Source organism: Providencia sp. M-27, assembly GCF_011077905.1.
GTDB lineage: Bacteria > Pseudomonadota > Gammaproteobacteria > Enterobacterales > Enterobacteriaceae > Providencia > Providencia huaxiensis.
Genome location: NZ_JAALBT010000010.1, coordinates 153,730 through 160,573, shown reverse-complemented (window position 1 = coordinate 160,573; position 6,844 = coordinate 153,730). Strand labels below are relative to the sequence as shown.

Genomic DNA, 6,844 nt, shown 5'->3' with positions numbered 1-6,844 from the left:
CGTGTTAGTCACTCTTCAAGACTTAAAATCAAATATTTTTTTGATAGTGTCCTGTGAGTGCCCACACAGATTGTCTGATAAATTGTTAAAGAGCGTTGCGACTAAATCTTTTGATTTTCGACTTCAAGGTCGTTGTCGCGAGGTGTCGTATATTACGTTTTTTATTTAGAAAGTCAAGCGTTTATTTTCAACTTTTTTCTTTCTCACCTCTGTTATCACTGGGTTATGAAGTTTTCTTCTAACCGGTTTGTCGTGACAACGGATGCGCATTATAGGGAGTCGAAAAATTCTCGCAAGTGTTTTTTTGATTTATTTCACCAAGCGATGATTTATTAAACAAAAAACACAAAATAACTACATTTTGTTGAAATTAAGACCTATAAACCATCAAATTCAGTTGCGAATTCGGCAACCTTTTCCCAGTTAGTATACTCAATCTCTGTTTTTGGGTCGGTTGGGCCATCTGTCATTTTCATAATTAGGCGGATCATCATTCTATCAAACCATTTATAACGCGGATAAAACAGCGCTCCGGCAAAAACAGACTTCAATGTTGGCTTCCAAGGACACGCTTCTAAAAACTTTCGCGTATATGCGTTAGTTTCAACCGTATTCTTACCTTCTTTCCTTGCCGTTAAATTTACAGCAAAAAAACCGGTCTTCATTGAATTCAATTGATTTTGATGGGAGGTCACAAAGCGTTGTAGTTTTTTATTGAAATGCCCGTAACGAATAGATGCCCCTACTAATACTTTATCGTAGCCTGATAAATTAAGCTGTTGGTCAGTATTTAAATCACGAATATCACATTCACGACCTAAGCCTCTCAGCTGTTCCGCCATTTTTAAAATAATTTTTTTTGTTTGCCCATCCGTACTGGAGTGTAAAAGTAAATAGCTCATTATTGTTCCTAGATTATTATCATTTCTATATAGATAGTCTTATATATAGATTGCATTCAATTATTCACGCCAGAAAGTTGGAGTCAGTAGCACTAATAAAGTAAACACTTCCAAACGCCCAAATAGCATCGTCACCACTAGAATCCATTTACCGGCTGGATTCATTGACGTAAAGTTATCTGCAACAGTCCCAAGACCTGGCCCCAAGTTATTGAGTGTGGTCGCTATTGCTGAGAATGCAGAAAACTCATCAACACCTGTTGCGATCAGCAATAATAAGCTGACGACAAAAACAAGTGCATAGGCAGAGAAGAACCCCCAGACCGCTTCGATGATCCTTTCAGGCAATGCACGCTGCCCCAGTTTGATTGTGTAGACCGCATTTGGGTGAACTAAGCGCTTTAATTCACGCGAGCCTTGCAAGAAAAGCAATAAGATACGAATAACTTTTAATCCGCCCCCTGTTGAACCTGCACATCCACCAACAAATGCAGCACATAATAGAAGCATTGGTAAGAAAAGAGGCCAACCAGAAAAACTGTCTGTCGTAAATCCTGCCGTTGTCGCCATTGACACAACTTGGAAGAATGCCTGATCAAGCGTTTGCCCGAAGCTGCCATAAACCGAATGGTACATAAGTATTAAAGTACAAATCACCACTAAGACAAATTGGAAGCTGATGAACATTCTAAATTCGGGATCGCGCCAATAAATCCCTAAACTACGTCCAGTTAGTACTGCAAAGTGTAAACCGAAGTTACAACCAGAGATAATCAGGAAAATACCTATGATAGTGTTAATCGCAGGACTATTGAAATAACCAATACTGGCATCATGAGTTGAAAACCCGCCAATAGCGATAGTCGAAAAGCTGTGGGAAATAGCATCAAAAACATCCATTCCTGCTATCCATAAAGCAACTGCACAAGCAATTGTGAGCAGTACATAGATTAGCCATAATGTTTTTGCCGTTTCTGCAATGCGAGGCCGCATTTTATTGTCTTTCAAAGGACCCGGCATTTCTGCGCGGTATAACTGCATTCCCCCAACACCCAAAAGCGGTAAGATTGCAACAGCGAGCACAATTATCCCCATCCCCCCAAGCCATTGAAGCATCTGCCGATAAAACAAAATAGCTTTGGGCAAGGAATCAAGCCCTGTCAGCGTTGTCGCACCAGTGGTAGTCAAGCCTGAAAACGATTCAAAAAAAGCATCTGTAACCGAAAGGTTAGGCCTTTCAGAAAAAATAAAAGGTAATGCCCCAACGCTTCCCAGCACTGTCCAAAATAAAACAACAATAAGGAAACCTTCTTTTGCTTTAAGTTCGTGCCGGCTATTGCGGGTTGGTAGCCACAGAAAAAGGCCAATTAGCAAAGCAGTAACAAAAGTCTGGCTAAAAGCTCGACCTGCACCATCACGATAAATTAGCGCAACAATACCAGGAATAACCATGGTAAAAGAAAAGATAATGACAAGCAGCCCGACTATGCGGGTTATTGCACGAAAATGCATTCGGCAGGTTCCTTGATAAAACTGTTTACTATTCCGATTCTGGCGTGAGCGCTAAGGCCCCACGACTTATATCGCGTAATTTATCATTGACCTCCTGCTCAAGAGTAGCAGGAATTGCAATTTGTAAAGAGACAGTTTCATTATAATCACTGTGCAAAACCGTGCCATTCACCTGAGCAAGGAGTTGTTCAATCGCATTAATCAACGAATAGTCACACACTAAATTAAAGATTTTTTGTGGTACTTTTGTCTTTGTCGGTAATATTCTTAATGCTTGCTGGACACCATTTCCATAGGCTTTAACGAGCCCACCCGTTCCCAGTTTTATCCCACCAAAATAACGCACAACAACACAGGTAACCTCCCCTAGGTTGCTACCTAATAGTTGCGCCATAATGGGTTTTCCTGCTGTTCCAGTTGGTTCTCCGTCATCAGAGAACCCCAACTTTTGTGAATCATCAGGCCGACCAGCGACAAATGCCCAGCAATGGTGCCGGGCATCTGGGTATTGAGCTTTAATTGATTGAATATAATCTTTTGCCGCGTCAATACCATCTGTATGAGCTAAATACGTAATAAATTGGCTTTTTTTGATCTCTTCTGTAAAAGAAATAGTTTCAGCCGGTATTAAATAAGGTTTCATTAACGTAAATGTAAGTCTCGAGTCATATTTTCAATACGATTTGCGTGGATCACGATATTGTCTTCAATACGGATCCCACCGTAAGGTTTGAAAAACTCAATTTTATCCCAATTAAAATACTGGCTAAACTCCCCATTTCGCCACTCAGATAATAGAGATTCGATGAAGTAGAGCCCAGGTTCAATAGTTAACACCATTTTAGGTTCTAAAACACGAGTACATCGTAAGAATGGATACATTTTAGGAGCCGCAAGATGTGTACCGCTGTCATCTTGCATAAAGCCAGCAGCATCATGAACTTGTAACCCAAGCGGGTGCCCTAAACCATGAGGCAAAAATGGCGTTGTTAAGCCACTTTCCACCATTGACTCTTCGCTAATACCTTTAATAATATCATGTTTAATCAGTATTTTAGCAATCCTATGATGCATATCTACATGATAGTCTGTATAGCGTACACCCGCCTTGATTGTATCAATTAAAGCGAGCTGTTCTGTATTGACATCCGCAACTAATTCAGCAAATTCATCCTTCCCTTTTGCCGCATAAGTTCTCGTAATATCAGCAGCATAACCGTTATATTCAGCTCCTGCATCAATAAGGAAGCTACGCAATTCATTCGGCACAGTTTGCTGTAGCTTAGTGTAATGCAATACCGCTGCGTTTTCGTTCAGCGCAACAATGTTACCATAAGGGACATTGGTATCTCGATGCCCAGTTGATTGTAAATAACTAATATTAATATCAAACTCACTCATACCTGCACGGAATGCTTCGAGAGCGGCAAGGTGCCCATTTACTGCCATTTTTTGCGCTTCACGCATGCAGTAAAGTTCATAATCGGTTTTATAAGAACGATGATAATGATAGTAATCTAAAACAGGTTTGGGATTGATATTATGTAGCGAAATCCCTAACGACTCAGCTTTTGCAGTTGCCGAACCAATATAAGCCACATTTTCTTTCGGTAGACTTGTTAGGAAGGTTTTAATGTCATCCGCATTTTTTAAATGAATTAATTCAATATCTTTAGTCCAAAAACTGTTCGGAAGTGGCTCAACACTATGCCAATAGTCAACAGGGGAATAAAACCATAGTTTAGGTTTATTTACGCCATCAACTAATAGCCATGAATGTGGAACATCGGTGACAGGTACCCACGCTTTAAAATGAGGGTTAACTTTAAACGGATAGTCGCTATCATCAAGAAAGATGCGTAGGGGTTCACCTGAATGAATCAATATGGCATCTAATTTGCTGCGCTGTAAAACTTGCTGAGTTCTGTTTTGTAACGTTTTAATATGTTCAGCGTAGAGTGCAGTCAGTTTTTCCATTTCCTTCAACCTTTCAGCATTAATTAGAAAAATTAAGCTTACCACGTTCTGTTATTAACGGATATGCGCTCTGTTGCAAACCTGCACTAATTAATTGATATATAGTTAATTTATCATTTAAAACATTAATTATTTCACTTAATTGCTGTGACCAATCTTCCATTTTTGTTATTAAAAGTTTGCAATTAATTAACATTCTAGTCACACTCAACTCATCTGGTCGTACCAGATAACACTACCACGTAGAGGAGAGCAGAATGCTTTATCAAAGTGACACTATCTATATTCAATGGTTGAAACAAGGGATTGCAGAACTGGTTTTTAACTCACCAGGGCCAATTAACAAATTGGATACCCACACCGTTGCTTCACTTGATGAAGCCGTGTCTGTTCTTGAGCAACAAACCGAGCTGCAAGGTGTAATTTTCCGCTCTGATAAATCCGCTTTTATTGTTGGTGCTGATATCAAAGAGTTTCTTTCACTCTTTGAAGCATCAAAAGAAACGCTAAGTGATTGGTTGCACTACGCTAACAGTATTTTTAATCGCATTGAAGACCTGCCTGTTCCAACGATTTGTGCCATTAATGGCTATGCATTAGGTGGTGGCTGTGAATGTGTTTTATCCACTGATTTTCGCATCGCTTCACCTGATGCTCGAATTGGGCTTCCTGAAACAAAACTTGGGATCATGCCTGGATTTGGTGGGTCTGTTCGTCTACCTCGATTAATTGGTTTAGATAGCGCATTAGAAATTATTACTGCAGGTAAAGATGTCGATGCCTCTCAAGCTTTAAAACTTGGCCTTATTGACGCGATTGTTAGTACAGAAGCTCTCGCACACTCAGCGCTGCAAGTTATTGAATCTGCAATCACCGGGGCCTTCAATTGGCAGAAGAAACGCCAACCTAAACTTAATCCTCTACAATTGAAACCTATTGAGCAAACGATGAGTTTCAATGTCGCTAAGGGGATGGTGTACAAGGTTGCTGGCAAACACTATCCAGCCCCTATGGCTGCTGTGAATACGATAGAAAAAGCAGCAAACTGCACTCGTGATGAGGCATTGAAGCATGAAACAGCTGCATTTGTTCCTCTAGCGCATAGTGATGTTGCACGTGCTTTAGTGAATATTTTTCTAAATGACCAACAAGTTAAATCAAACAGTAAAAAAGTCGCACAACATGTTGATATTCCAACACATGCTACAGTATTAGGTGCAGGGATTATGGGCGGTGGCATTGCTTATCAATCAGCCAGTAAAGGCGTGCCAGTCTTAATGAAGGATATTAATGTTAAGTCATTAGACTTAGGGATTGAAGAAGCGCAAAAGCTATTAAATAATCAGTTTGAGCGTGGAAAAATTACAGCTGCGAAAATGGCAGCAACCTTATCATCAATTCATCCCTCATTATCTTACAACGGGGTGGAAAATAGCCAAATCGTCGTAGAAGCCGTTGTTGAGAACCCGAAAGTCAAAGCTGCTGTATTATCTGAAGTTGAATCCTTAGTAACAACAGAAACCATACTGGCTTCAAATACTTCAACGATTCCAATTTCAACCCTCGCAAAATCACTAAAACGCCCAGAAAATTTCTGCGGCATGCACTTTTTTAACCCAGTGCATCGGATGCCATTAGTCGAAATTATCCGAGGAGAACAAACTTCTGATAACACGGTTGCTAAGGTTGTTGCCTACGCCAATAAAATGGGTAAAACCCCTATTGTTGTCAATGATTGCCCTGGCTTCTTTGTTAACCGAGTACTTTTTCCTTATTTTGCAGGCTTTAATTTGCTGCTACAAGATGGAGCTGACTTTAGAGAAATAGATCAAGTCATGGAAAAAGAGTTTGGCTGGCCAATGGGGCCAGCTTATCTCCTTGATGTCGTTGGTATTGATACCGCTTTTCATGCGGAACAAGTTATGGCCCAAGGTTTTCCTGAAAGGATGGGGAAAAACGGAAAAAATGCCATCGATGTAATGTATGAACAACAACGATTTGGCCAAAAGAATGGCCAAGGGTTTTATCAATATGAAAAAGATAAAAAAGGGAAACCGAAAAAAATTGATGACCCTCGGACTGATGAATTACTTGCTACTATTTGCCCAACAAAGCGCACTTTCACCAAAGAAGAAATTATTGCTCGAATGATGGCTCCCATGATTAACGAAGTTGTTCGTTGCTTAGAGGAAGGTATCATTCAAAGCCCTTCAGATGCAGATATTGCTTTAGTTTATGGTTTAGGTTTTCCACCATTTAGAGGGGGAGTGTTCTGCTATTTAGATACCTTAGGTAGCCAGTCTTACTTGAAAACGACGGAATCTTTGCAGCACTTAAGCCCGCTATATCACGCGCCTAGTGGCTTAAAAGAAAAAGCGGCTACCAATGCAAGATATTACCCACAGCCACCTGTCGTGGCGATTGATGTCAAAAAAGTTGCGAGAGGTTAATTT

General features: G+C 40.2%; 5 protein-coding genes. 1 reads left to right on the top strand and 4 read right to left on the bottom strand.

Annotation, left to right across the window (positions count from 1 at the left end; genetic code table 11):
* Positions 1-377: 377 nt before the first annotated feature.
* Genes hemG through pepQ form a run of 4 tightly spaced genes read right to left on the bottom strand, consistent with a single transcriptional unit; the run spans position 378 to position 4,391 of the window.
* Positions 378-902: a menaquinone-dependent protoporphyrinogen IX dehydrogenase gene (gene hemG, locus G6Q48_RS15200; RefSeq protein ID WP_166267370.1), complete on the bottom strand. Its 525-nt coding sequence runs from the start codon at positions 900-902 to the stop codon at positions 378-380.
* Positions 903-962: 60 nt separating this feature from the next.
* The gene (trkH, locus tag G6Q48_RS15195; RefSeq protein WP_166267368.1) at positions 963-2,414 is read right to left on the bottom strand and encodes a Trk system potassium transporter TrkH; all 1,452 of its coding nucleotides are present in this window, start codon (positions 2,412-2,414) and stop codon (positions 963-965) included.
* A 28-nt stretch (positions 2,415-2,442) separates the two neighbouring features.
* Entirely contained in the window at positions 2,443-3,057 is a 615-nt protein-coding gene (locus tag G6Q48_RS15190; protein ID WP_102139071.1) for an IMPACT family protein, read from the bottom strand.
* Entirely contained in the window at positions 3,057-4,391 is a 1,335-nt protein-coding gene (gene pepQ, locus G6Q48_RS15185) for a Xaa-Pro dipeptidase (protein WP_102139072.1), read from the bottom strand. The genes G6Q48_RS15190 and pepQ overlap by 1 nt, the downstream gene beginning before the upstream one ends.
* Positions 4,392-4,648: 257 nt before the next feature.
* Here pepQ and fadB point away from each other — a divergent pair, with 257 nt between their 5' ends.
* Positions 4,649-6,841 carry a fatty acid oxidation complex subunit alpha FadB gene (fadB, locus tag G6Q48_RS15180; RefSeq protein WP_166267366.1) on the top strand — a complete coding sequence of 731 codons (2,193 nt, stop codon included), beginning with the start codon at positions 4,649-4,651 and terminating at the stop codon, positions 6,839-6,841.
* Positions 6,842-6,844: the final 3 nt, after the last annotated feature.